This window comes from Catellatospora sp. NPDC049111, from assembly GCF_040648615.1.
In the GTDB taxonomy this organism is placed as follows: Bacteria; Actinomycetota; Actinomycetes; order Mycobacteriales; family Micromonosporaceae; genus Catellatospora; species Catellatospora aurea.
In genome coordinates this window covers 88660-112172 of record NZ_JBEZEB010000008.1, presented here as the reverse complement: position 1 = coordinate 112172, position 23513 = coordinate 88660, and the positions used below count along the sequence as shown (strand labels likewise).

Sequence of the window (23513 nt, the reverse complement as noted above, 5' to 3'; positions counted from 1 at the left end):
AACATGACAAATGGTAAGTGCGGCGCCCCGGGTCATGAATGCGACGGCGCGGGGCGACTGGCGCACCGCTCCGCGCGCACCGGAAACCACGACCGATTCCACATATCAGGCAAAAAGCCGTTGATCTGCCGGTAAGATGACAAAGTTATCGACGGGGAGTGATGGCTGTGGTGACTGTCGACAAGAGCACGAGCTTCGCCGAGGTGCCCGGACGGCTGGACGAGGTGCTGGGCTGGTTCGCCCGGATGCGCGAGCGCGACCCGGTCAGCTGGGACGAGCACTACGGCGCCTACCAGGTCTTCCGATACGCCGACATCGAGAAGGTGCTCTCCGATCCGGCGGTCTTCTCCTCCGACCTGACCGGCCTGGTCCCGCCGCAGGAGGAGATCGAGCTGTTCAGCCGCGGCAACTTCGTGCGCATGGACCCGCCCCAGCACACCAAGATGCGCCGCATCGTGAGCAAGGCGTTCACCCCGCGGGTGGTCGCCGGCCTCGCCCCGCGCATCGAGACGATCACCAACGAGCTGCTCGATCAGGTGGCCGGACGTGAGCACGTCGATCTGGTGCAGGCGCTGGCATACCCGCTGCCGGTGACCGTGATCGCCGAGCTGATCGGTGTGCCCGCAAGCGACCGCGACGTCTTCCGGCGCTGGGCCGACGAACTGCTCAGCGCCCAGGTGCCAGACACCGTCATCCCGGACGAGCAGATGATGCAGCAGGCCGGCAAGCGGCTGCGCGGCATGATCGACTACTTGCTGGCGCACATCCGGCAGCGGCGGGCGAACCCGGCCGACGACCTCACCAACGCCCTGATCGAGGCCGAGGTCGACGGCGAACGCCTCACCGACGAAGAGATCGTGGGCTTCCTCGGCGTGCTGCTGATCGCCGGGCACATCACCACCACGACGCTGCTCACCAACACGGTGCTCTGCCTGGACGCGAACCCCGGGGCCGCCGCCGCGCTGCGCGCGGACCCCGAACGCATCCCGGCCGCGCTGGAGGAGGTGCTGCGCTACCGCTCGCCGTTCCCCCGGCTGGCCCGGCTCACCACCGCCCCCGCCATGGTCGGCGAGCGGCAGGTGCCCGCGGGCAAGGTGCTGATCCTGTGGGTGGCCTCGGCCAACCGGGACGCCGCCCAGTTCGTCGAGCCGGACACCTTCGACATCGCGCGTACGCCGAACCCGCACCTGAGCTTCGGCCACGGCATCCACTTCTGCATCGGCGCGCCGCTGGCCCGGCTGGAGGGCCGCATCGCCGTGCGGACCCTGCTGCGCCGCTGCGCCGACCTGGCCGTCGCCGACGGCGTCGAACTCTACGACCCGCGTTTGATGACCGGCGCCCGCGTCCTGCCCCTGCACGCCCGCTGGTCCTGACCCACCCGCCGCCACCCGCCGCCACGCGCCCGGCGGGCCGCCATGATCGTCGGACTTGCCAGGCAAGCGGGCGAAAGCGGCCTCAAGATACGCACAGGTGCCAGGCAAGTCGAGCGATCATGGGCGCGGGGTGGATCCGGTGCGCTGGTGGGCGGTGACGGCGAGTTCGACGCGGGAGTGGATGCCGAGTTTGGCGAGGATGCTCGACACGTGTGACTGGACGGTGCGCCGGGACAGGAACAGCTGCGCGGCGATGTCGGGGTTGGACATACCCGAGGCGACCAGCAGCGCGACCCGGTGCTCGGTCTCGGTGAGCGCCTCCCAGCCGTGTTTGGGGCGCTTGCGGGAACCCGGCCGGCCGCGGCGCACCCCGAGCCGGCGCAGCCGCGCGTCGGCCCGGAAGATGTCGCGTCTGGCGTCCATCGCGGTGTAGAGGTCCAGCGCCCGGGTCAGCGCGGCACGCGCCGGTTCGGCCTCGCCGCGGGCCGCGTACGCCACGGCGGCGTCCTCGCGGGCCTGCGCCTCGTACAGCCGCCAGCCGCAGGCGGTATAGGACTCCGCGGCGGCCAGCAGCAGCTCCGGGTCGCCCTCGGCCAGGCCCCGGCACAGCTGGGCGGTAGCGGTCAGACTCACCGCGGGCTGCGCGGCGGCCAACTCCTCGGTCTTGGCGACGAGCGCGGCGGCCCGGTCCCGGTCGCCCGCCGCGGCCGCCAGCCGGGCCAGGTCGGGGCAGATGTGGTACATCACCCGGGGCGGCAGGTGATCCCGCGCGGAGGCGTGCTCCCAGAACGGGTAGAACAGGTCGAGGCAGTGCAACGCCCGCGCGGGCTCCTCCTGCAGCACCCGCGCCCACGTGTCCAGGTAGACGTACTGCGCCTCGGCCGCGCCGCCCTGTCCCTGCGCCACGATCGTCGCCTCCGGCAGCGGTTCGCCGCGGTGGATCGCGATGAGCCGGCGCAGGCCGCGCAGCCACGGCTTGTCGCCCAGCGGGTCCGGGTACTCCAACCCGGCCTCGATCTCGGCGAGCGCGTCGTCCCAGGCCCCGGTGAGGAAACGCAGCTGCGCCCGCAGCGCGTGGACCAGCGTCAGGTACGGCCCGCCGTAGCGCTGGTTGCTCGCCAGCGCGTCGGCCAGCTCCTGCTCGGCCTCGTCCAGCCGGTCCAGCTGCAGCAGGCAGTAGCCGCGCAGCACGCACTGGCCCGCGGGCATGTCGGGCAGCACGCCCAGCCCGAGGTCGGCGATGGCCTGCTCGCTCAGTGCCAGCCCCTGCCCGATGTCGCCCTCGACGAAGCGCAGCACCCCCTGCACGAGCCGCCCCAGCCCCACCGCGTACCCGTCGCCGGCCTGCTCGCCGTGCGTGATGGCGAGCGCGGCGGCGGACGCGGCCGCCGCGTGTTCGCGCAGGAAGAAGCGGCACTTCGCGCAGAACCCGTGCAAGCGCCCGACGTCGGCCGAGGGCAGGTCGTCGGCCGCCAGCGCCGCCGTCGCGACCCGCACCGCCTCGGCCTGCCGGCCCTGCCGGAACAGCGCGTCCATGAGCAGCCAGTACAGCGTGCTGCGTCGGCGCGGGTCGGGGTCGAGCCGGATCGCCTCCCGGGCCGTCTGCTCGGCCTCGCCCAGGCTGCTCTCCCAGATCAGCGCCCGCACCAGGTGGAAACGCAGCTCCCCGGCCCGCTCCTCGGACACCCCGGCCAGCGCCCGGCGCAGCAGCCGTACGGCCGTGGCGGGTGCGCGGGCCATCAGCTCGTCGGCGGAGGCGATCAGCCAGTCCAGTGTGGCCGCGTCGAGGGCGGTGCCCGCGACCAGGTGTTCGGCCACCCGCTCCACCGGGGCTCCGGACGCGGTGAGCACCTGCCCGGCGCGCAGGTGCAGCGCCGTGCGCATCTGCTCGGGCACGCCCTCGCACAGCGCCTGGCGGATCAGCGCGTGTCGGAACTCCAGGTACGGCCCGGCGTCGACGACCACGCCGGCGTCCAGCGCCGCGAACATGACCTCCGACAGCGCCATCGGCGGCATCTCCAGCACCGCCGCCAGCTCCCCGACGTCGATGGCGCGGCCCAGCACGGCCGCCTGCCGCAGCGTCTCGCGCTCCTTGCGGGGCAGGAAGGACAGCCGGCGCATGATCATGTCGAGCAGCGAGCGCGGCATACCGGCGTCGGCGGCGTCCGGCGTCAGTTCCGCGGTGCCGCGTACCACCCGGATCCGGTCCTCGCGCGTCAGCGCGGCCAGCAGTTCCGTGACGTAGAACGGGTGGCCGCCCGCGCCCGCCACCAGCCGGGCCAGCCGCGGACCCGGCGGCGCGCCGAGCCGGTCGGCGACCAGCGCGGTGACCGCGTCCTCGGGCAGCGCGGCCAGTTCGACCACATCGGCGCCGCGTGACTGCAGGCTGCGCAGCAGCCCGGCGGCTTCCGCGCGGCCGGTGGCCCGGGTGGCGACCACGACCAGCAGCGGGTACTCGTCGATGCCGCGGCCGAGGCGGTGCAGCACCACCAGGCTGGCCGGGTCGGCCCACTGCACGTCGTCGACGATGACCGCGACGGGGCCGGCCGCACACCAGGCGTCGACCAGGTCGAGGATCGCCTCGGTGACCGCGAGCTGGTGGTTGGCCGCGGCCGCGCTCAGCGCCAGCACGCCCTCGCCGCGCAGCAGCCGCGCCACCCGGGCCTGGGCCGGATCGTCGGTGACGGTCAGCAGCCCGAGGCACGCGCCGATGGCGGAGAAGGGCAGCCGCTGTTCGAGGTCCTCGGCCGCGCCGCGCTGCACCCGCATGCCGAGCCGCCCGCACTCGGCGGCGGCCGCGTCCAGCAGGCTGGTCTTGCCGATGCCGGGTTCGCCCTCGACCAGGACCGCGGCACCGGTTCCGGCGGCCGCCGACCGGGCCAGCTCCCGCAGGAGCCCCACCTCGGCATCGCGGCCCACGAACACTGGCGCCGCCATGGGACAAGCCTAGTCGTCAGGCATGTCCCAGGCGGCGCCATGGGGCCGAACGTGGCCGGCCCCGGGTGGGCCGCCGTGTTCGGGGTGGGGTTGGGATGGGTGCGAGGAACGTCAGTGGTCCGCGCGTCCGGCGTACATCTCGTTGACGACGGTGAGCACGTCATGGATGGAGGTGCGGGCACGGGTGGCGATGTGCTCGACGGGGGCGTTGCTGGCGAACGCCTCCCGGATGGCCGCGCGCAGTGAGCCGGCGTCGTGGGCGGTCGCGCCGCCGGTGGCCACGGCCTGGTCGATCAGGCACAGTGCGTGGTCCGCGGTGACGTACATGCTCATCTCCCAGCTGCCGGGTCGCGTGGCGGTCGGTGCGGAGGCCCAGGCCTGCCTGCCCGCATGGCGGAGCGACGAGCGCCGGTGCTTCCGTGACATCCACGATCCGGCACCCGGCGCAGCGAAACATCCGCCACCCGGCGGTACTGTCCGCCCGACTCATACCCTTTTTATATGGAAAAGCTCCGTTCGTGCCGGTCTTTCGGCAGAAACGGAGCCTTCGAGCACCCGGGTCTCAGCCCGGATGCACACCGACGGCGTCGCGGATCTTGAAACCCTCCCGCGCGTCGGCCGACCGGGCGCAGTGCGCACAGCAGTAGAAATGCCCCGACACCTCGACCCCGTGTCCGATGATCTTGCAGGCGCAGTGCTCGCACACCGGCGCCAGCATGTGCACCGCACACTCGAACGAGTCGAAGACGTGCACCGCGCCACCCGCGGTGTGCACCTCGAACGACAGCCAGTAGTCGTTCTTGCAGACCTCACACGTGCCCACAGACAACCCCTCCCATCGGCGTATCCATGAACAGTCTCCGGTCAGTCACCGCCGGTTATCGGCAAAACAACCCATTTGCCCAGGCCACCGGTGTGATCCGCTGCGTACGCAGCTCGACGTACGCCCTCGCGCGGATGCGGCCGGACCCGCCGACTCCGTAACCTCGCACCTGTGCACCTGCTCCATCGCCTGGCCGCCCGCCCCCAGCTCGCCGACACCCTGTTCGCACTGGTCGTCGGCGTCCTGGTGATCGGCTGCTCGTTCCCCACCCAGAGCGAACAACCCGACCGACTCCGGCTGGACACCACCGCGCTGGCGCTGCTCGCCCTCGGCGCCCTGGCCCTGGTGGTGCGCCGCCGCTGGGCGGTGCTCGCCTGCACCGTCACCTTCGCCGTGGTCACCGTGTTCATCGGCGCCGGCTACCCGTACGGGCCGCTGTTCCTGTACGTCATGATCACCGTGTACTCGCTGGCCGCGTGGCGTGGCACGGGCTGGTCCGTCACGGTGACGTCCGTGCTCGTCGTGCTCTACGTGTGGCTGAGCGCGTGGGTCGAGAAGGAACCCGACGGGGTGCTGTTCAACCTGGCCACCACCACCTTCTGGCTGGCCACCCCGCTGATCGCGGGCATCGCGGTGCGCGTGCGGCGGCACTCGCTGGAGCAGTCGGCGATCGAGGAGCGGCGGCGGCACGCGTACGAGGAGCGCCTGCGCATGGCCCAGGAGGTGCACGACGTGGTCGGGCACAGCCTCGCCGTGATCAGCATGAACGCCGGCGCGGCGCTGCACGTGCTCGGCCGGAGCCCGGACACCGCGCCGCAGGTCGAGGAGTCGCTGCGGGCGATCCGGCAGGCCGGCACCGCCGCCCTGGACGAGCTGCGGGTCACCCTGTCCGCGTTCACCGGCGTCTGCCCCGCACCCGAGCGCCCCGCGGCCGGGCTGGGCCTGCTGCCCGAACTCGCCGCCGCGACCACCTCCGACCGGCTCGCGGTCCGCCTGGCCGTGCACGGGACCGCCCGGCCGCTGCGGCACGCGGTCGACCTGGCCGGATACCGCATCGTGCAGGAGGCCCTGACCAACGTGCTGCGGCACGCCGCCGCCCGGCGGGCCACCGTCGAGGTGGCGTACGGCCCGCACGAGGTGGCGCTGACCGTCACCGACGACGGCCGCGGCGGGACCCCACTGCCCGGCGGCTCCGGCCTGGACAGCATGCGCGAACGCGCCCGCGCCCTGCACGGCGCACTCGACGCGGGCCCGCTGCCCGGCGGCGGCTTCGAGGTGCGCGCCGTGCTCCCGTACGGCGACGCCCCCGGCCCGGCATCCCGGGTCCCCCGACCGCAGCGCGGGGCCGTGAACCCGCTCCCGGACAGCGCCGCCGAGCCGAGCACGGTCGGCAACCCGCTACCCGTGCCGGGCGGGGTCGCATGATCCGGGTCGCGCTCGCCGACGACCAGGCGCTGCTGCGGCTGGCCATGCGCACCCTGCTCAGCTGCGAACCCGACCTCGAACTCGTCGGCGAGGCCGAGGACGGCGTCGGCGCGCTCGACCTCGTCGCCGAGCAGCGGCCGGACGTGCTGCTGCTCGACATCCGCATGCCGCGGATGGACGGGCTGGAGGTGCTGCGCCGCCTCGACGGGCCCACCCGCGTGATCGTGCTGACCACGTTCGAGCTGGACGAGTACGTCTTCGAGGCGCTGCGGGCCGGGGCGTCGGGCTTCCTCACCAAGGACGCCGAGCCGGCCGAGCTGCTGCGCGCGGTGCGGGTGGTGGCGGCCGGGGACTCGCTGCTGTCGCCGACGGTGACCCGCCGGGTCATCGAGCGGTTCGGCGCGACGCCGGGGGCGGCTCCGCCGCTGCGCGTACACCCCGAGCTGCACCTGCTCACCGAGCGGGAGCGGGAGATCGTGGGCTGGGTGGCGACCGGCCTGTCCAACGACGAGATCGCCGCGGGCCTGGTGGTCAGCCCCGCCACCGTACGCACCCACGTCAGCCGTGCCCTGATCAAACTCCACGCCCGCGACCGAGCTCAACTGGTCGTCATCGCCTACCAATCCGGCCTGCCCATCCCCCACCCCTGACCCCCGGCCCGGCCCGCACCTCCTTGATCGTCCGACTTGCCAGGCAATCGGTCGAATGCGCGCTCAAGATACGCACGGGTGCCAGGCAAGTCGGACGATCTTGCGCCGCCGCGACGCGCCGCGCGGACGCCGGGCGCGGTGGGGGCGCGCCGCGCGGTGGGGGCGCGCCGGAACGTAGGCGCGGTTACGCGCCCGCGTTGATGTGCGCGACGGGGGTGGGCCGCGAACCTGGCCGGGTTCCAGAACCCGAACAGGAAGGCCCGCCCATGTCCTCCGCCTGGCAGCGGATCGCCACCGCCCCCGCCGGCCGCCGCACCGCCTGGTCCGTGCTGGTCGGCTGGCTGATCGTCGCCGTGTCCGCCACCATGTTCGCCAAGGTCGGCGACGTCGAGACCAACGACCTCAGCTCCTGGCTGCCCGCCTCGGCCGAGTCGACCCGCGCGCTCGAACTGGCCGCCCGCGAGTTTCCGGCCGCCGAACCGGAGCGTTTGCTGCTGGTGTACACCCGCGACGGCGGCCTGACCACCGCAGACCGCGACGCGGCCGCCGCCGACGCCACCGCCCTGGCTGCCCTCGCCGCGGGCCCGGTGTCCCCGCCGATCCCGTCGCGGGACGGCGCGGCGCTGCTGGTCACCGTGCCGCTCAGTGCGGAGCAGACCGCCGACGAGGCGATCGGCCCGGTGCTCGACCAGGCCCGCACAGTGCTGGCCGAAGGGCTGCCCGCCGGCCTGGGCGCGTGGATGACCGGCGGACCCGCCGCCGGGGCCGACTTCGACGCCGCGTTCGACTCGCTGGACACCACGCTGCTCGGCGTCACGGTCGGCGTGGTCGCGCTGCTGCTCCTGCTCACCTACCGCAGCCCGGTGCTGCTGCTGGTGCCGCTGGTCGCCGTGGGCGTGGCCAGCCAGCTCGCGAGCGCGCTGGTCTACGTCGGCGCGAAGTATCTCGGCCTGGTCGTCAACGGGGCCAGCGCGGGCATCCTCACCGTGCTGGTCTTCGGTGCGGGCACCGACTACGCGCTGCTGCTGATCTCCCGCTACCGCGAGGAGCTGACCCGGCACGCCGACCACCGGCACGCGATGCGCCTGGCCCTGCGGCACAGCCTGCCCGCGATCATCGCGTCGGCCGCCACGGTGATCCTGGCGTTGCTCACGCTGCTCGCCGCCGGGCTGAACTCCACCCGCGGCCTGGGCCCGGTCGCCGCGCTCGGCATCGTCTCGGCGCTGCTGGCGATGACGACGCTGCTGCCCGCCCTGCTGGTGATGTGCGGGCGGCGGGTGTTCTGGCCGCTGATCCCCGCGGTACGCGACACGGCGGCGCCGGCCCGCGGACCGGGCCTGTGGGCGCGCACGGCGGAGTTCGTGTCCCGGCACGCCCGCCCGATCTGGATCGTCACCGCGCTCGGCCTGGCCGCGCTCAGCCTCGCGGCCACCACCCTCGGCACCGGCCTGCGCCAGTCCGAGTCGTTCGTGACCAAACCCGACTCGGTACGCGGCTTCGAAGCCCTCGCCGAGCACTTCCCCGCCGGCTCCGGCGACCCCACCGAGGTGTACACGAACACCGCCACGGCCACACAGGTCACCGGCACGCTGCGTGCCCTGCCCGGCGTCGCCGAGGTCGGCGAGGCGGAGCCGTCCCCGGCGGGCGGCTGGACCCGGCTGCGCATCGTGCTCGCCGACGCGCCCTCCAGCGACCGGGCGGAGCAGACGGTGCTGCGGCTGCGCGACGCCGTGCACACCGTCGACCCGGCGGCCCTGGTCGGCGGCGCGACCGCGCAGGAACTCGACGAGAACACCACCATGGACGCCGACCTGCGCCTGCTCATCCCGCTGATCCTGGCGGTGGTGCTGGGCGTGCTGATCGTGCTGCTGCGCTCGCTGGTCGCGCCGCTGCTCCTGCTCGGCAGCGTGCTGCTGTCCTTCGGCGCGGCACTCGGCGCGGCCGCGCTGGTCTACCACGCGATCGGCTTCCCCGCGATCGACCGCTCCGTGCTGCTGCACGGCTTCCTGTTCCTGGTCGCGCTCGGCGTCGACTACACCATCTTCCTGATGACCAGGGCCCGCGAGGAGGTCGCCGAACACGGCCATGCCCAGGGCGTCACCCGCGCCCTGTCCGTCACCGGCGGGGTGATCACCAGCGCGGGTGTGGTGCTCGCCGCCACGTTCGCGGTGCTGTCCCTGATGCCGATCGTCTTCATGGTCCAGGTCGGCATCCTGGTCGGCCTCGGCGTCCTGCTGGACACCTTCGTCGTCCGCACCCTCCTGGTCCCCGCCCTCGTCCACCACGTCGGCCCCCGCACCTGGTGGCCCCGCCACCCGTGAAGTGAAAGGAAGGGCACCTTCACATCGCTCCGCGATGTAGAAGGTGCCCTTACCAACTTTCGATGACCGAGTGAGCCTCGCCCGCGCACCGGCAGACCGGTTCACGCTCCGGGCTGATGCCGACGACCGATCACTCACGGCGCGCCAATCTTACGATCTTGGTGTGCGTATTAAAGCAATCTTGGTGTATGTTTGATGGCATGACGCGCATCACGGTGGACGTCAATGATGAGTGGCTGGAAGCTGCGATGGAGGAGCTCGGGACCACCACGAAGGTCGCCACGATCAACGAGGCGCTGCGCACGTTCGCCGCACGGCGCAAGGCACGCGACATCATCGCCGCTTTCGGCTCGGTGCAGATGGACTACACGGGTGCGGAGCACGCTTTCGGTCACGGCGGTGGCCGCGACCTGTCCAGGCTGGAGGAGGACGCCCGCCAGGCGGACGCGCACCGGGCACCGTGATGGCGTCCCCGATCTACCTGGCCGACACCTCGGTCTACGTCCTGCAGAGCCGCCATGAGCAGGTCCGCCGCCGGTTCGAGCAACTGCTGCTGGAAGGCAGACTCGCGGCCTGCCACATGGTGGCGCTGGAGTTCCTCAACAACGCGCCCGACCCGAAGGCATACCGGGTCCTGCACGAGGCCATGCTGAGTCAGCGCTGGCTCGATGTGACCACCGCTGCCATGGACCGGGCGATGGCAGTGCACCTCAGCCTCGCCGCCAGCAGCCAGCACCGGCACTTCAGGCTCCCCGATCTGATCATCGCCGCGACGGCCGAGCAGCATGGAGCGACCGTGCTGCACTACGACGCCGACTACGACCGCATCGCGGCCGTCACGGGGCAACCCGTCGAGTGGGTCGCCCCGCGCGGATCCCTTTAGTCCAGGCAGGCGACCGGCACCTGCTGCACGGCGTTGTTGGCGAAGCCGCCGCGGTTCCAGGCCTGGTCGATCGGCTGCTCCCCGCCCAGCGCGTCGACGGCGCGGGCGGTCAGCAGGTGCGAGCCCGGCACCGCGTCCCACGCGTACGTGAACCGCCGCCACGCCCACCGGTGCCCGGTCGCCGGCTCCAGCTCGGCCGCCGACCAGCTCTGCCCGCCGTCCACGCTGACCTCCACCGAGGTCACCGGCGCGCGGCCGGACCAGGCCCGCCCCTCCACCAGCACCGGCCCCGGACGGACCACCCGGGTGCGGGACATGAAGTCGGGGAAACCCGGCGGGGCCAGCAGCGCCCGCGGCGCGATCCGGGTCACCGGCACGCCCGGGTCCTCGGCGTCGCGGCGCACCCGGTACGCCACCGCCTGCTGGAAGCCCTCGAACGGCCGGTCCACCAGGGTGATCTCGCGCAGCCACTTCACGTGTGCCATGCCGTACCAGCCCGGCACCACCAGCCGCACCGGGAAGCCGTGCTGCGGCAGCAGCGGCGCGCCGTTCATCTGGTACGCCAGCAGCACGTCCTCGCCGAGCGCCTCGTCCACCGGCAGGCTGCGCTGGTAGTCCTGCTCGACCCCGCGCTCCACCCCGTGATCGGCCCCGGTGAACACCACCTCGACCGCGAACGGGTCGATCCCGGCCGCCGCCAGCACGTCGCGCAGCGGCACACCGGTCCACTCCGCGGTGCCGACGGCCTCCACCAGCCACGGCTGGCTGACCGGGCGGGGCAGCAGCCGGGCCCGGCCGTTGCCGGCGCACTCCATGGTCACCCGCACCGTCCGGGACGGCATCGCGCGCAGCCCCGCCAGGTCCAGCCTCAGCGGCCGGTCGACCAGCCCACCGACCGCGACCTGCCAGGACGCCTCCTCGGCGTACGGAATGTCGTAGTGGATCAGCAGGTAGTGCAGGCCGGCCGGGGTCACGTCGTAGCGCAGCGCCTCCAGCGGCATGCCGTGGTTGCGGGCGGCCAGCGCCAGCTCCTCGGCGCTGATGCCCTCGTCCGGGGCGGCCAGGCGGCCGGGGCGGCTGACGTCGTTCAGGGTCATGTCCACCCGACCAGCATCACCCCTCACCCCGGCCGCGCGGAACCCGACCCGCCCCGGCGGTCGGCGGCAACGGGTCAGGGGTCGGGTGGGGGCAGGACTCCGGACAGGCGCAGCAGGGAGACGAGGATGCGCTCGCCGTGTGTCCACGGCAGCGCGCCCCCGGCGTGCGCGAGCAGGTGGCGGCGGGCGTGCGGGATGCGGGCGGCCAGCGACTCGCCGAAGTCGGGCGAGTGGACGGGGCTGGTGTCCAGCCCGCCGTACCAGAACTCGACCGGAACAGTGATCGCGGCCGGGTCGAACGGCCACGGCGTCATCGACAGCAGCGTGTCCCTCGCGTACCCGGCCGACCCCTGCGCGAAGCCCTCCGCCAGCGCACGGCGGAACGGGGCTGCGAACGCCGGATCCTCGTACACCGCACGGTCGTCCGGTCCGCTCATCGCGGTGACCATGAGCAGCAGCCGCTCGGCGTCAAGCTGCGCGAAGTACGCCTCGGCCTCCTCTGGGCCGTCGGCCGCCGAGGTGACCAGCCACCGCACCTGCTCCGGCAGCGCCGCCGCCACCTCCGGCCGGGCCAGTTCGTCGGTGCCGGACACCACCGCCACCGCGCCGACCGCCCCCGCGGCGGCGCAGGCCAGCGCGAACGGCGCGCCCTGCGAGAAACCGACCGCGGCCGGCCGCCGCAGCCGCGCCAGACCGGTGAACTCGGCGACGTCGGCGGCCCAATCGGACAGTGTGCGGCCCGGGGCGGGATCGGAGGCGCCCAGTCCGGGCCGGTCCAGCGAGATCAGGCGTACGCCGAACGCCTCGACCGCCTCGGCCCCGAACCCGAGCCGCCGGCTCGTGGCCGCACCCGGGCAGAACAGCACCGGGGCACCGTCCGGAGCGCCCCACTCCGCCCAGCCCAGCCGTCGGCCGTCACCCAGCCGCACCTGCCCGAGCCGCGCCGGCTCGCGTACTCCAAGGCACACGCTCCGATTCTGCCGTCCCACCCGTCGGCCAGGGGCGATCCGCCGCCGGTCCACGCCCTGGCGAACGTTCCGTGATCGCTCGACTTGCCAGGCAACTGGGCGAATGCGCGTTCAAGATACGCACAGGTGCCAGGCAAGTCGGACGATCATGGGCGCGGGTCGGCCGGCGGAATCCGATTGCGTGCCCGGCGATGATCGAATGATGACCCCGAACCGTGCCGCGGCGCTGTGCTCGCTGCGCGGGCTGGCCCTGGGTGACGCCTTCGGCGAGACCTGGTTCTTCCAGCCCGCCGACAAAATCGAGTGGCTGATGGACGAGCGGCAGGCCCGCTCCGGCCCCTGGCCGTGGACCGACGACACCGCGATGGCGCTGTCCCTGATGCGCGTGCTCACCGAGCACGGCGAAGTGGAGCAGGACGCGCTGGCGTTGGCGTTCGCGAACGCGTACGACGCGGACCCGTACCGCAACTACGGGCCGTCCATGCACGGGGTGCTGCGCGCGGTGTTCGAGGGCGAGCACTGGCGTAAGGTCACCGGGCGGCAGTTCGGCGGCCAGGGCTCGTGGGGCAACGGCGCGGCGATGCGGGTCGCGCCGCTGGGCGCGTGGTTCTCCGCGGACCTGGACCTGGTCGTCGCGCAGGCCCGTGCCTCGGCCGAGGTCACTCACGCGCACCCCGAGGCGGTGGCGGGCGCGGTCGCGGTCGCCGTGGCGGCGGCGCTGGCGGTCTCCGGCATCGCCGCGAGCGAGCTGATCGAGGGCGTGCTCGCCCGGACCCCGGACGGCGAGGTCGCCTCGGGGCTGCGCCGGGTGGCGCGGCTGCCGTTCGACCGGCATCCGACCTGGGTGGCCGGCGAGGTGGGCTGCGGGCTGCGCATCTCCGCGCCGGACACGGTCCCGTACGCCGTGTGGTGCGCCGCGCGGCACCTCGACGACCTGCCCGAGGCCCTGTGGGCGACCGCGTCGGCGGGCGGCGACATCGACACGACGTGCGCCATCGTCGGCGGCATCGTGGCCGCTCGCACCGGTCTCGACGCGGTGCCCGCGACCTGGCGCGAGGCCTGCGAGCCGCTGCCCGCCTGGGTCGCGGCCGCCGGCTGACCGCGCGGCCTGCCGTCAGGGGCGCAGTGTGCCCGTGGGCGGCAGGCCGGCGGACGCGGTGACGTGCACGGCAGTCGTCCACCAGCGGCTGTCGAGACGGCCCGCGGCGGTCCAGTCGATGACCCAGTCGAGCATGCACAGGGGCGGCTCGTCGTAGCTGTCGGGCAGCGGCAGCAGGGTGATGCCGCCGTCGGGCTCGACGTAGCCGTCCAGCGGCAGTTGCCGGGGCATCGCCAGGCGCGAGGGCAGCAGCTTCCACGCCCGGTGGGACGGGTAGCTGTGGTCGGTGGCCCAGGTGTCGATGATCCCCGCCCGGACCAGCGGCCGCAGCAGCGACGCGGTGTCGGTGCACAGCCGGTCGCGCTTGGGCTGGTACGGCGTGAAGCTGAGCAGCCGCGCCCGGGTCAGCTCCACGCCTCCCGGCGACCCGTCCCGCTCGCCTGCCCGGCGGTCCCAGGACGAGCCGTTCCGGTCTGCGTCCCAGGGCTCGGGCTGTTCCGCCCATCCGTCAAGCGGCTCCACCGGGCCGACGGGCTCGTCCCACGAATCGGACGTCTCGGTCCCGGACTGCTCCGGGTCGGCCTGCTCGCGCCGCCGGCGACCGCGGCGCACCTGCCGGTCGTAGGATTCGGCGAGCGCGGTCTCCGGGTCACCGCCTGCACCGTATCGGGCCTGATGAGGGGCGGTATCGGCGTGAGATATGTCATCCAGGGCGATTCCGCCGGTTCCGGCCGAAGGGTCCTCCGCGGGCCGCCGCGCCGAACCTCGCATTCGGGACGTCCACATCGCCGCACCTCCAGAAGTCCCGGGGAATGGGACGGGACGGGATGAATTCCGGTCCGCCAGAAGGAGTAACGGGTGATCTTTCCGTCGGGTTAGCGGTGTTCAGGCAGTACAGAAGGTCGATTCAGGAAGTTCCTTCCCGGTAACATTCGTCCGAACGTATGTGGCGAGACGCCTTCACGTTGACGAAACATAGCTTCTTGTGCCGGGCCGCCATCGCAACACACGTCGTCTCCACCCCGTCACCAGCGCCATCGCCGCAGTCTTCGCGGTCGCGCTGGTCGTCTCGGGTGCCTTCCTCGTCTACCGCCAGCTCGCCGAGCCGGCCTGCTCCGGGGAGGCGCCGCTGACCGTGGCCGCGCCGCCGGAGATCGCGCCGGCGCTGCAGGAGACCGCCGCGGCGCTGTCCGCACAGAAGGCCGAGATCGACGGGGCCTGCATCGCCGTACAGGTGACCGCGGCCGACCCCGCCGACGTGGCGGCCGCCGTCGCCGCGCTGCGCGGGCTGTCGCTGACCGGCGTCGGCCAGCCCAGCGGCAGCACCCAGGTGCCCGACGTCTGGATCCCGGACTCCGCGACCTGGCTGGCCCGGGTGAGCGCCGCCGCCCCCAACACCGCCGTCCAGGAGGCGCCCTCGATCGCGCGCAGCCCGGTCGTGGTGGCCATGCCCGAACCCGCCGCCACCGGCCTGGGCTGGCCGTCGGCGAAGCTGACCTGGCCGGCCCTGCTCCAGCAGATGACCTCCGGCACCAAGCTGCACGTCGGCATCGTCGAGCCGACGCGCGACTCCGCCGGCCTGTCCGGCCTGCTGGCGATGGCATCGGCGGCGAGCACGTCGCCGAACGCCCAGGCCGCCACGACCGGCGCGCTGCGCACCCTGGCCGCGGGCCGCTCGGTGCTGCGCCAGGACATCCTCGCGCGCTTCCCCCGCGCCAACGACCCCGCCGCGATCGCCTCCGGGCTGGGCGCGGCCCCCCTGTCCGAGCAGGCGGTCATCGCCTACAACGCGGCCAAGCCGCCGGTGCCGCTGGCCGGGCTCTACCTGGAGCCAGCGCCGATCGCGCTGGACTACCCGTACGCCGTCATGCCCGGTATCGAGCCGGAGCGCCAGGGCACGGCCGCCCGCATGCTGGAGGCGCTGCAGACGCCCACGTTCCGCGACCGGCTCGCCAAGATCGGCCTGCGCGGCCCGGACGGCGGCTTCGGCACCGGCGCGACGACTCCGCGCGGCGCGCCCGAGGTGATGGGCGCTCCGGCGCCGGCCGCCTCGCCGACCGCCGCGACCACCACCGCCGCCGTCGAGCGCATCCTGTCCACCTGGGTGGCCGTGACGCTGCCGGCGCGCATGCTCGCCGTGATCGACGTGTCCGGTTCGATGCTGCAGCAGGTCGCCACCGCGGGCGGCGCGACCCGCGCCCAGGTCACCCTGGAAGCCGCACGGCGCGGCCTGGGGCTGTTCGACGACTCGTGGGCGGTCGGCCTGTGGACCTTCTCCACCGAGCTGGACGGCAGCAAGGACTACAAGCAGCTGATGCCGATCGGGCCACTGGCCTCGAACCGCACCAAGATGCTGTCGACACTGGCCGCCATCAGGCCCAAGCCGACCGGTGACACGGGTCTCTACGACACGATCCTCGCCGCTTACCAGACCGTGCAGAAGGACTGGGATCCCGGGCGGGTCAACTCCGTGGTGCTGATGACCGACGGCGACAACGACGACAACAACGGCATCTCGCACGAGGCGCTGCTGGCCAAGCTGAAGGAGATCGCCGACCCGGCGCGTCCGATCCAGGTCGTCATCCTCACCATCGGCGACGTCAGCACCGACCCGCTGAACAAGATCACCAAGCTGACCGGCGGCGGCGTCTTCTCCGCGAAGGACCCCGCCAAGATCGGCGAGATCTTCCTCAAGGCGATCTCGCTCCGCTCCGGCCAGCCCAGCTGACCCACCCCCGGGGGCGGCCCCACGCCGCCCCCGCCCACCTACCGCTCCACCCACCCCGTTCCGCTCCACCCACCCCGTTTTTCCATCGACATTGGCCTATTACATCGAGAATTCAGCGCTCGGATTCGATGTCATAGGCCAACGTCGATTAAGGGCGCGACGCGGCGCGGGACGCGCGACGCGGCGAACGCGGGTGACGCGGCGAACGCGGGTGACACGGCGAACGCGGTGCAGCCCAGAGGCGGGCGGTCGGTGGCGCATGGCAGTATCCGGGAATGCTTAGTGGGGAGCTGCGGCGCCTGCCGGCGGTGGCACGCGGGATCGCCGAGGCCGCCGTGGACGCGGTGGACGCGGCACAGGCGCACGACGCCGCGGGCCTGACCGAGGCGGCCGACCGACTGGCGGCCGCCGACACCGAGCACGTCGGCCTGGTCCTAGGCAGCGTGGTCCGCGCGCTGCTGGAGGACCTGCACCCCGACGGACTGGCCGGCGAGGACATCCAGGACGTGCTGGAGCAGTGCGCACGCGACACCCTGTCGTGGACCGCCGACCTGGACGTGGACACCCTGGTCACCGTGCTGACCGGCGCGCTGGGCGTGCACCAGCAGGAGGACGGGGCACCCCGGCCCGACCCGCGCAGGCTCGCCTGGCACGCGCCGGTGCTGCTGGCCTACCTGCTGACGGTCTCGGGACGGCGGCTGGAGCCATACCTGGCGGCCGCGTTCGCGGAGATCATGCGAGCCGAGACCGTGGAGATGCCGTAGCCGACCACACCCTTTGTCCTAATATGAGGTGAACTCATGGGCGGGGGTGCGCGGTGCTCGACTGGCTGGGCGACCTGCTCCGCAGCACCCCGGGGCTGGCGCTGTTCACCTGCCTGGCAGCCGGCTTCGCACTGGGCCGGGTGCGCTTCTGGAAGATCACTCTCGGCGGGGTGGCCGGCACGCTGCTGGTCGCGCTCGCCGTCGGCCTGCTGAACGTCACCCTCAGCCCTGAGCTGCGCAACGTCGCCTTCGCGCTGTTCATCTTCACGCTGGGCTACCTGGCCGGGCCGTCGTTCTTCGCCCACCTCAACCGCCGGGCGCTGCGGTATGCCGTGTTCACGGTGATCCAGGTGGTGACCCTGGTCGCCCTGGTGTGCCTGACGACGCTGGTGTTCCGGCTGGACCAGGGCACCGCGGCCGGGCTGCTGGCCGGCGGCACGACGTCGTCGTCGGTGCTCGGCACCGCCGGGGAGGCGATCGGCGCGCTGCCCGTGGGCCCGGAGCGGGTCCGCGAGCTGCAGTCCAACCTGGCCACCTCGTACTCGATCGCCTACATCTTCAGCCTGGTCACGCTCATCATGTTCACCAGCCAGCTCGTGCCCATGCTGATGCGCGTCGACCTGCGCGAGCAGGCGAGCGCGCTGTGGCGCAAGCTGGGCGGCGAGCCCGAGCGTTCGGAGAGCACGAGAAGAGCGGTGCCCGGCGTGGTGGGTCGGGTGTACGTGGTGTCCGCCGCCCACGGACGCACCCTGGCGCAGCTGGCCGAGGAGCTGGGCGACGGCGCGGCGGTGGAGCGGCTGCGCCGCGGCGGCGAGATCACCCCGCTCGAACCGGCCACGGTGCTGCAGCACGGGGACCGGCTGGTCGTGGTCGGCCACCGCGAGACGCTGATCCACGCGGAGCGCCTGATCGGGCCGGAGACGCTGGGCACCGGCGGCGACCCGCTGAGCCTGGACGTGGTCGAGGTCGTCATCACCGACCCGCGCTACCGCGGCTGGACCCTGGAGCAGCTGCACCAGCAGGTCCCGCCACGGGGCGTGTTCGTCACCGGGCTGTCCCGGATGGAGCACGACCTGCCGATCAAGCCGTCGACCGACATCACCACCGGCGACACGGTGCGGCTCACCGGCGCGACGCACGACCTGGCCGCGTACACCCCGCTGCTCGGGGTGCGGATCAACCCGGCGGTCAAGGCAGACCTGAGCTTCATCGCGCTCGGGGTGGTGGTGGGCATCCTGGTCGGCAAGCTCGCCATGCCGGTGGGCGGGGTGCCGCTGGCGCTGGGCATCGGCGGCGGCTGCCTGTTCAGCGGGCTGTTCTTCGGCTGGCTGCGGGCGCGGCACCCGACGTACGGGCAGTACCACCCGGCGGCGGCCCAGGTGATCCAGCAGTTCGGTCTGGCCACGTTCGTGTGCGCGGTCGGGCTGAGCGCCGGCCCGGCCGCGATCTCCCTGATGAAGCGCTACGGGGTGCTGCTGCCGGTGGTGGCGGTGCTGGTCACGGCGGTCCCGGCGCTGCTGAGCCTGTGGGTGGGCAGCCGGTTGATGAAGCTGCCCGCGCCGCTGGTCGCCGGGTCCATCGCGGGCCAGCAGTGCAGCACCCCGGCGGTGGACGCGGTGCGGGAGGCGGCGGGCAACACCACGCCGCTGCTGTCGTACACCATCGTCTATGCCTTCTCGGCGGTGTTGCTGCCGCTGCTCGGGCCGCTGATCGTGGCCCTGTCGGGGGCGCTGCCGTGAGACCTGATCTTTGGCGTACCGCCCGGTTAGCGAGTTATGGTCGCTTTGTGAAGTGCCAGGTCAGGCGGCCCGCGAGGCCCTCCGTCGGGTGCCAGGAGTGATCATGCCTGCCGACATACCCGCGCCCCGGCCCGTCGCCGTCCCGCCTGCCACCGAGCCGCTGAACGTGGGGGTGGGCCACAGCGACGCGGCCGACGCGGTCACCGCCGGGCGCGCCGCCGCCGCCGAGGCCCTGGCGGGCCTGAACGGCACCCCACCAGAACTGATCATCGTGTACGCCTCCGTCTCCTACGACCTGATCGCCCTGCTGCACACGATCCGCCGCGCGACCGGCAAGGCGCCGCTGGTCGGCGCGACGACCAGCGGGCAGTTCCACGACGGCAGGCTGATCGACCCCGGCCTCGGGGTGTCCGTGCTCGCCCTGTCCGCCGGGCCCTACCGCTTCGGCACCGCCTCGGTCACCGGCGTCACCGAGAACGGCGACGACGCCGGGCAGCGGCTGGCGCGGGCCGCCCGCACGGCCGCCGGACCGGAGCCGTCCGCGCACGCCGCCGTGCTGCTGCTCACCACCGGCCTGGCCGGACACCAGCAGGAACTGCTCAACGGCGTGCACAAGGTGGTCGGCGCGCCGGTACCCGTGGTCGGCGGCAGCGCCGGGGACGACCGGCTGCTCATCCGCACCTGCGTGTTCGAGAACGACAACGTGCTCACCGACGGCGGGGCCACCGCCGTCTGGATCGCCTCCCCGACGCCGCTGGCCGTGGTCGCCGAGCACGGCTGGCACGACGTGGGCCTGCCGCTGCTGGTCACCAAGTCCGACGGCCTGGTCATCCAGGAGATCGCCGGCCGCCCCGCCGTCGAGGTGTTCCGCGAGCACTTCCACGACGAGGTCGACTTCGAGCGGCCCGGCCTGATCAAACCCGCGCCCGGCTACCTGTCGGCGTACGCCTTCGGGCTCATCCAGCCCGACGGCAGCAAGCTCGTGCGCGGTGCGTACATCGACGAGGACGGCGAGCTCAAGACGTTCAGCCCGCTGCCGCTGTACGCCCCGGTGCAGATCGTCTCCTGCAAGGCCGAGGACCTGCTGCGTGTGACCGGCGACGTGGTCCGGCAGAGCCTGGCCGGCCGCGACGCGTCGGTGCTGCTCGCGTTCAGCTGCGTGGCCCGCCTGGACGTGCTGGCCGAGCAGGGGGCCGAGGAGGCGGCGCTGATCCAGGACGCCGCCGGCGACGTGGCGACGTTCGGCTTCTACACCTACGGCGAGTTCGCCCGGACCACCCGCGTCGCCGGATACCACAACGCGACACTGACCGCGATCGCGCTGTGACCGCAGCCGTGCCCGCCGACAGCGAGACCGAGCAGCTCAGACGGCAGCTGGCCGAAGCCGTCGACGCGGCCCGCGACGCCTACCGCGACACCACCCGCCTCATCCAGCTGCTGGACCTGCTGGGCCGCCCGGCCGAGTCGGCGGAGCTCATCGGCGACATGCTCAACGTGCTGTCCGACGCCTTCTTCGCCGACGTCGTCTGCATGGCCGAGGTGGCCGGGGACCGGCTCATCGTGTCCGGGTCGTGCGGGCTGCCCGAGGACGACCCGGCGTACACCGACGGCTGGCCGATGGGCGAGGCCGCGCACCGCACCCTGGCCACCGCCGAGCCGACCGCCCTGCACGGCGACGTACGCGGCGACGACGTGCCCGGTTCGGTGGCGGGCCTGGGCATCCGGTCGGCCGCCTGGATCCCGCTGTCCGCCCAGCGCTACGCCGACAGCCTGCTCATCCTGTTCCGCAGCCTCGACCAGCCGTTCGCCGTCGCGGACCTGCGCATGCTGACATCGGTCGCGGTCCGGCTGCGTTTGGCGCTGGACGAGCGCGAACACCACTCGATCATCGAGCAGCTCGCCCACCACGGCCACCTGCTGGCCCGGCACCTGGAGGTGCAGCCGCTGCTCGACGAGGCCGCCGGGCTGCTGCTGCAGCTCACCCGCGCGGACCGGGCCTGGGTGGTCACCGTCGAGGGCGGCGAGGGGCGGCTGCGCGCGCACCGCGGCCTGACCCCGGAGATCACCGCGGCGTGGCCCGTTCCCGCGAAGAGCCTCGACGACCTGCCCGCCTGCGACTCAGGGCTGCCCGAGGTGCTCAAGGTCGCGGTCGCCCGGGAGAACGGTGCCACCGCGCTGCTGTACGCCGGACGCGAGCAGCCCCGCCCGTTCGCGCCGGGCACCCTCGACATCATGACGATCTTCGCCAACTACCTCGGCGTCGCGCTCACCAACGCCGAGCTGTACCACGCGCTCGCCGAACGGGTCACCCGCGACCCGCTCACCGGCCTGGCCAACCGCAGCGCGCTGGTGTCGCACCTGGACACCCTGCTGTCCGCCGCCGACCCGACCCGAGTCGGCGTGCTCTTCTGCGACCTCGACGGGTTCAAGTCCGTCAACGACCTGTTCGGTCACGAGGCCGGCGACGAGCTGCTGATCCAGGTCGCCGACCGGCTGCGCAGCAGCGTACGCCCCGACGACCTGCTCGCCCGCTTCGGCGGCGACGAGTTCGTGATCGTGCTCGACCGGGTCAAGCAGCTGTCCGAGGTCGCCGAGATCGGGGCCCGGGTCTGCGCCGACCTCGACGACCGGCTCATGGTCTGCGGCGAGCAGGTGCACGTCTCCGCCAGCATCGGCGGCGTGCTCGGCGTACGCGGCAAGGCCACCCCCAGCACCATGCTGCGCGACGCCGACGCCGCCATGTACGTCGCCAAGGCCCGCGGCAGCGGCCAGGTCGAGGTGTTCGACGAGGACGCCTCGCACCGCTCCCGCGACCGGCTCGACCTGCGCGCCGAGCTGCTGCTCGCACAGACCCGCGGCCAGCTGCACCTGGCGTACCAGCCGATCTTCGCGCTCGACAGCCGCGCCATCGTCGCCTTCGAGGCGCTGCTGCGCTGGACCCACCCGCACCACGGCACCGTGCCGCCGGACGTGTTCATCCCGCTGGCCGAGGAGACCGGTGCCATCGTCGAGATCGGCCAGTGGGTGCTGGCCCAGGCCTGCCGCCAGCTCGCCCAGTGGCACCGGCTGCCCGAGGGCCGCGGGCTGGGCATGAGCGTCAACCTCTCCCCCGTGCAGCTGCACCAGCCCCAGGCCGCCGAGCGCACGCTCGACGTCATCCGCGCCGCCGGGCTGCATCCCGCCGACATCTGGCTGGAGATCACCGAGCACAGCTACCTGCGCCACGAGGTCACCGAGTACGCCGGGGCGCTCGGCGCGGCCGGGGTGCACCTGGTGCTCGACGACTTCGGCACGGCGTACTCGAACCTGAGCTACCTCAAGCGGCTGCCCATCGAGATCCTGAAGATCGACAAGTCCTTCGTCAGCGGGGTCACCGGGCCCGGGGGTGGTCACCTCGACCTGAGCATCGTGCGGGCCATCCTGGCCATCGCCGACTCCCTCGGCCTGGTCGCCATCGCCGAGGGCATCGAGACCGAGGACCAGCGCACCGCCCTGCGCTCGCTGGGCTGCCGGCTCGGCCAGGGCTACCTGCTGTCCCGCCCGCTCCCCGCCGCCCAGGCCGGCCTGCTGCTGCGCCCTCAGTCGCAGATGCCCGCCCGCGCCCACCGCGTCGGCTGACCGGGTTCAGCAGGGCCGGCGGCCCGCGAAACCGGTGTCGCTGCGGTGGTACCAGTCGATGCCCTCGTCGCCCTCCAGCCAGCACCAGCGCACCGCGCGGCCGTCGAGCTCACCCGGGAAGTCGAGCAGTAGCGGGGCGAAGCCCTTGACCTCGATGTCCTGGTCGGCAATCTCCTCCAACGCGGCGTAGAGCCGCGCCTCCAGCGCCTTCGCCTCGGCCAGTCCGCCCAGCTCGCTGTGCCCGCCGGTGTCCAGATCGGCGCGCAGCTCGGCGAGGTCGGCCCGTACGCCGATGAGCTCTTCGAGCCGCGGCATCAGCGCGGCGAGCCGGGTGCGCGCTTCGTCCAGGGTGAACATCATCCCAGTATGTCGGCCCCACGCCAGACCACCGCACGAGGCCGCCCATGATCGCTCGACTTGCCAGGCAGGTGGGCGAAAACGGGCCCAAGATACGCACGGGTGCCTGGCAAGTCGGACGATCAAGAGGGCCGTGGATTCACTCACGGACGACTTGGTCACTCTGCGCGATCCTAAGACAACGCTGAAGCGTCGGAGGGGTCGTGATCACCTACTATCGTGATGAGACGGTGGCGGTGACCTCGACGTATGTCCAGGTCGAGGACCGCCGGTTCCGCCTTTCCGAGCTGCGTTACGTCTGGCACCGCCAGGAGCGCCCGGACTGGCGGGTGCGCCGCCGCACGGCCGGCCGCGGGATCCTCAACCTCCTGATGATCCTGTCCGCCTTCGCCGGCTTCATCGCGCTGGTCGGGTTGATCGCAGCCGCATACGGTGAGTCCCGCGTCGCCGCCGCGCTCGGCAGGCTGCCGTTCCCGCGGGACACGCTGCTGCTGGTCGCGGTGCTGCTGCTGGCGCTCGGACTGGTGCCGCTGCTGTGGGAGTGGGCGCTGCACCGCGTCGACGACAGCTACGACCGCGGCAACGCCATCTACGAGGCCTGGGCCGAGATCGGGGGCACCCAGGTCCTCCTGCTCCGCATCGACGACGCCGCCCGCTTCGGCAAGATCTACCGAGCCCTCCAACGCGCCCTCGGCCAATGACGGTGGGGCGGCCCGCAGGGGTGCCGGGCC

General features: G+C 73.0%; 20 protein-coding genes. 13 read left to right on the top strand and 7 right to left on the bottom strand.

Features of this window, described 5'->3' with window-relative positions:
* Positions 1 to 161 precede the first annotated feature (161 nt).
* Entirely contained in the window at positions 162 to 1373 is a 1212-nt protein-coding gene (locus tag AB0B66_RS14650; protein WP_360528559.1) for a cytochrome P450, read from the top strand.
* A 117-nt stretch (positions 1374 to 1490) separates the two neighbouring features.
* Here AB0B66_RS14650 and AB0B66_RS14645 read toward each other — a convergent pair whose 3' ends face one another.
* From AB0B66_RS14645 to AB0B66_RS14635, 3 genes are all read right to left on the bottom strand, one after another.
* Positions 1491 to 4310, bottom strand: a complete 2820-nt coding sequence (locus AB0B66_RS14645; protein ID WP_360528556.1) for an AAA family ATPase — start codon at positions 4308 to 4310, stop codon at positions 1491 to 1493.
* Positions 4311 to 4421: 111 nt separating this feature from the next.
* A complete protein-coding gene (locus AB0B66_RS14640) occupies positions 4422 to 4736 on the bottom strand; it encodes a hypothetical protein (protein WP_360528554.1) in 315 nt (104 codons plus the stop codon).
* A gap of 136 nt (positions 4737 to 4872) precedes the next feature.
* Entirely contained in the window at positions 4873 to 5133 is a 261-nt protein-coding gene (locus tag AB0B66_RS14635; protein WP_120318848.1) for a Prokaryotic metallothionein, read from the bottom strand.
* A 171-nt stretch (positions 5134 to 5304) separates the two neighbouring features.
* Here AB0B66_RS14635 and AB0B66_RS14630 point away from each other — a divergent pair, with 171 nt between their 5' ends.
* From AB0B66_RS14630 to AB0B66_RS14610, 5 genes are all read left to right on the top strand, one after another.
* Positions 5305 to 6558: a sensor histidine kinase gene (locus AB0B66_RS14630; RefSeq protein WP_360528551.1), complete on the top strand. Its 1254-nt coding sequence runs from the start codon at positions 5305 to 5307 to the stop codon at positions 6556 to 6558.
* Positions 6555 to 7208: a response regulator transcription factor gene (locus tag AB0B66_RS14625; protein ID WP_360528548.1), complete on the top strand. Its 654-nt coding sequence runs from the start codon at positions 6555 to 6557 to the stop codon at positions 7206 to 7208. Before AB0B66_RS14630 ends, AB0B66_RS14625 begins: the two co-directional genes overlap by 4 nt.
* Before the next feature lie 266 nt (positions 7209 to 7474).
* Positions 7475 to 9529, top strand: coding sequence for an MMPL family transporter (locus AB0B66_RS14620; protein WP_360528545.1), 2055 nt, complete (start codon positions 7475 to 7477; stop codon positions 9527 to 9529).
* A gap of 200 nt (positions 9530 to 9729) precedes the next feature.
* Positions 9730 to 9993 carry a type II toxin-antitoxin system VapB family antitoxin gene (locus tag AB0B66_RS14615; RefSeq protein ID WP_360528542.1) on the top strand — a complete coding sequence of 88 codons (264 nt, stop codon included), beginning with the start codon at positions 9730 to 9732 and terminating at the stop codon, positions 9991 to 9993.
* Positions 9993 to 10412: a PIN domain nuclease gene (locus tag AB0B66_RS14610; RefSeq protein ID WP_360528539.1), complete on the top strand. Its 420-nt coding sequence runs from the start codon at positions 9993 to 9995 to the stop codon at positions 10410 to 10412. The genes AB0B66_RS14615 and AB0B66_RS14610 overlap by 1 nt, the downstream gene beginning before the upstream one ends.
* On the opposite strand, the gene AB0B66_RS14605 is transcribed toward AB0B66_RS14610, so the two are convergent.
* A complete protein-coding gene (locus AB0B66_RS14605) occupies positions 10409 to 11509 on the bottom strand; it encodes a sulfite oxidase (protein ID WP_360528975.1) in 1101 nt (366 codons plus the stop codon). The genes AB0B66_RS14610 and AB0B66_RS14605 overlap by 4 nt on opposite strands.
* 74 nt (positions 11510 to 11583) lie before the next feature.
* Positions 11584 to 12375, bottom strand: coding sequence for an alpha/beta hydrolase (locus AB0B66_RS14600; RefSeq protein ID WP_360528972.1), 792 nt, complete (start codon positions 12373 to 12375; stop codon positions 11584 to 11586).
* Positions 12376 to 12679: 304 nt separating this feature from the next.
* On the opposite strand from AB0B66_RS14600, the gene AB0B66_RS14595 reads away from it, so the two are divergent.
* Positions 12680 to 13576 (top strand): ADP-ribosylglycohydrolase family protein, encoded by an 897-nt coding sequence (locus AB0B66_RS14595; RefSeq protein ID WP_360528536.1) that lies wholly within the window; start codon positions 12680 to 12682, stop codon positions 13574 to 13576.
* Positions 13577 to 13591: 15 nt separating this feature from the next.
* On the opposite strand, the gene AB0B66_RS14590 is transcribed toward AB0B66_RS14595, so the two are convergent.
* Positions 13592 to 14188 carry a hypothetical protein gene (locus AB0B66_RS14590; protein ID WP_360528533.1) on the bottom strand — a complete coding sequence of 199 codons (597 nt, stop codon included), beginning with the start codon at positions 14186 to 14188 and terminating at the stop codon, positions 13592 to 13594.
* Between the two features lie 373 nt (positions 14189 to 14561).
* Here AB0B66_RS14590 and AB0B66_RS14585 point away from each other — a divergent pair, with 373 nt between their 5' ends.
* The 5 genes from AB0B66_RS14585 (at position 14562) to AB0B66_RS14565 (ending at position 22425) form a co-directional block, all read left to right on the top strand.
* Positions 14562 to 16304, top strand: a complete 1743-nt coding sequence (locus AB0B66_RS14585; protein ID WP_360528530.1) for a VWA domain-containing protein — start codon at positions 14562 to 14564, stop codon at positions 16302 to 16304.
* A 275-nt stretch (positions 16305 to 16579) separates the two neighbouring features.
* A complete protein-coding gene (locus AB0B66_RS14580; protein ID WP_360528527.1) occupies positions 16580 to 17068 on the top strand; it encodes a hypothetical protein in 489 nt (162 codons plus the stop codon).
* 53 nt (positions 17069 to 17121) lie between these two features.
* The gene (gene aspT / locus AB0B66_RS14575; RefSeq protein WP_360528524.1) at positions 17122 to 18807 is read left to right on the top strand and encodes an aspartate-alanine antiporter; all 1686 of its coding nucleotides are present in this window, start codon (positions 17122 to 17124) and stop codon (positions 18805 to 18807) included.
* Between the two features lie 103 nt (positions 18808 to 18910).
* Complete coding sequence (locus AB0B66_RS14570; RefSeq protein ID WP_360528521.1) at positions 18911 to 20134, top strand: FIST N-terminal domain-containing protein; 1224 nt, start codon at positions 18911 to 18913, stop codon at positions 20132 to 20134.
* A complete protein-coding gene (locus tag AB0B66_RS14565) occupies positions 20131 to 22425 on the top strand; it encodes a bifunctional diguanylate cyclase/phosphodiesterase (protein ID WP_360528518.1) in 2295 nt (764 codons plus the stop codon). The genes AB0B66_RS14570 and AB0B66_RS14565 overlap by 4 nt, the downstream gene beginning before the upstream one ends.
* 6 nt (positions 22426 to 22431) lie before the next feature.
* Here AB0B66_RS14565 and AB0B66_RS14560 read toward each other — a convergent pair whose 3' ends face one another.
* Positions 22432 to 22782, bottom strand: coding sequence for a DUF2203 domain-containing protein (locus AB0B66_RS14560; RefSeq protein WP_360528515.1), 351 nt, complete (start codon positions 22780 to 22782; stop codon positions 22432 to 22434).
* Positions 22783 to 22985: 203 nt separating this feature from the next.
* On the opposite strand from AB0B66_RS14560, the gene AB0B66_RS14555 reads away from it, so the two are divergent.
* Positions 22986 to 23483, top strand: a complete 498-nt coding sequence (locus AB0B66_RS14555; RefSeq protein WP_360528512.1) for a DUF6232 family protein — start codon at positions 22986 to 22988, stop codon at positions 23481 to 23483.
* The last annotated feature ends 30 nt before the right edge of the window (positions 23484 to 23513 follow it).